Genomic DNA, 2475 nt, shown 5'->3' on the forward strand with positions numbered 1-2475 from the left:
CGCGTTGGCTGCCATACCGGCGGTTCGGATGAAGCGTCGAGGTGTGCGAGATGGTTGCAATCGTCAGTGGCAATAGCCTGGGACTGAGTCTGACGTCGCTGGGTGTGCTGGGACAGCGCGGGACGTCGGGGACGGCAGTGCAGGGGCGCAACGGGGAGTTGGCGTACGTCAACGTTGCGAACGGCAACCTGGTGTTGCAAGACCTCGACGACAAGCTGGTGGGCCGCGGCGCGGACATCGGGGTGGTGCGCACCTATAACAGCCAGGGGTTGCTGAACGACAGCACGCTCGACCCGAACGCCGACAACTGGCTGATGGGCGCCTTCGGCCAGCGGATGGTGCTCACGGGCACGGTGGGGACCGCCGGCAGCACGCTGGTGCGCACTGATCGAGACGGTGCGAGCGCCACCTACACCTGGAACGCCAGCCGCAGCCTGTATGTCAGCTCCGCGGGTTCCGGTGCCTTCGACACCATCGGCTACGACGCGGCCACATCCCGCTACGTCTGGACCGACGGCGCCACCGGCCTGGTGGAGCGCTACGAGAGCACCGGAGCGGGCCGGCTGATGACGGTGGTCGATCTGGCCGGCAACACCATCACCTACGCGTACAACAGCACCAGCGGCCTGCTGCAGAGCATGGTGGACGCCAACGGCGAGACCACTTTCTTCGACTACGACGCCGGCAACAACCTCACGCAGATCCGCACGGTGGCCACCGGCGGCGCGACCACCACCCGGGTGCGCTACGCCTACGACAGCGCCCGGCGCCTGAGCACGGTCACCGTCGACCTCAGCCCCGAGGACAACGCCGTGGCCGACGGCAAGACCTACGTCACCACCTACGGCTACGACGGCACCAGCAAGCGCGTGGCCTCGGTCACGCAGAGCGACGGCACCAGCCTGGCCTTCACCTACGTGCTGGCCGGTGGCAGCTACAAGGTCGCCACGGTCACCGACGCCCTTGGCCAAGTCACCCGCTTCGCCTACGACACCGCCACGGGCACCACCACCGTCACCGACCCGCTGGGCGCGCAGAGCACCTACCTGTATGCAGGGAGCGGCGACGCCCAGGGCCAGCTGCTGCAGATGCGCCAGGGCGTCACCGCAGCCAACCCGTCGGGCCTGTCGCAGATCAGCTACCGCTACGATGCCGCGGGCAACGTCACGGGCATGACCGACGGGGAAGGCCGCGAGGTCGCCTACGAGTACGACGCCAACGGCAACCTGCTGAAGGAGACCGACTCCGCGGGGAATCTCCATACCCGCAGCTACAACGCAGCGAACCAGCTGCTGACCGAGACCTTCTACGCCGACGCGGCCGTCAGCCGCGGCGCCTTCAGCCAGCCGGCCTCGCTGCCGGAGATCACCCGCTACGTCTACGCGCAAAGCAACCCCCGGCTGCTGCGCTTCGTGCTGAGCCCGCAGGGAGACGTCACCGAGCACCGCTACGACAGCTACGGACAGGCAGTTACGACCGTGCGCTACACGGGCGGCGGCTACAACGTCTCGGCGCTGGCGGCAGGTGCCGTGCCCACGGAAGCGCAGATGACCACCTGGGCCGGTGCCCAGGCCCAAGACCTGCGGCGCACCGAGCGTACCGACCGTGTCTATGACGCGCGTGGCGCGCTGAGCAGCGCCACCGTCTACGGCGATGTCGACGCGACGGGAGCGGGCGTCGCAGCCACCGCGGCCAAGACCCAGTACGTCTATGACCAGCACGGCTGGCTGCTCAAGACCATCGAGCCGACTGGCGGGGGCACCACGACCTATGTCTACGACGGGCTGGGCCGGGTGCTGTCGGTCAGCGCGCCCTCGCTGGACGGGGGGACCACGGCCAACACCACGGTCACGAGCTACGACGATGCGGGCGGCAAGACCACGGTGACCGTGGCTGGCGGGTTGGTGAGCGTCTCGGCTTACGACAAGGCGGGCCGGCTGGTGAGCGTGACGCAGCAAAGCGCTGGCACGGGTGTGCTGGGTGCCACCAAGTACGCCTACGACAAGGACGGCAACCTGCTGATGACGCAGGACCCGACGGGGGTGCGCCGGTGGATGCTGTACGACGCGGCGGGTCGCAAGATCGCGGACATCGACGCGACGGGGGCGTTGGTGGAGTACGTCTACAACGCCAATGGGCAGTTGCGCCAGACGGTGGCCTATGCGACGAAGCTCACGACGGCGAAGCTGGCAGCGCTGGTGGATGGGGCGAATCTGCCGACCACGGCGTGGAGTGCGACGAACACGACGACCAGTCTCACGGCGCTGCGGCCGGGGCAGGTGGCGCAGGACCAGAAGGTCTGGCGCTTCTATGACAACGCGGGGCGCCTGGCGTGGCAGGTAGATGCGCTGGGGTATGTGACGCAGACGACGTATGACGGGGCCTCGCGGGTGCTGAGCGTGTCGCGGCTGGCCAATGCGATCGATGTGACGCCGTTGCTCAATGGGGCGGATGTGAACCTGGGGGTGGATCCGA

The 2475-nt window shown here is 68.2% G+C and carries 1 protein-coding gene; it reads left to right on the top strand.

What is annotated here, in order from left to right; all coding sequences use genetic code 11:
- Nucleotides 1–377 precede the first annotated feature (377 nt).
- Nucleotides 378–2475: RHS repeat protein (locus tag BM109_RS40520; protein ID WP_177239592.1), on the top strand; the 2098-nt coding region annotated here is incomplete at its 3' end.

The sequence above is a fragment of the Variovorax sp. PDC80 genome (assembly GCF_900115375.1).
In the GTDB taxonomy this organism is placed as follows: domain Bacteria; phylum Pseudomonadota; class Gammaproteobacteria; order Burkholderiales; family Burkholderiaceae_C; genus Variovorax.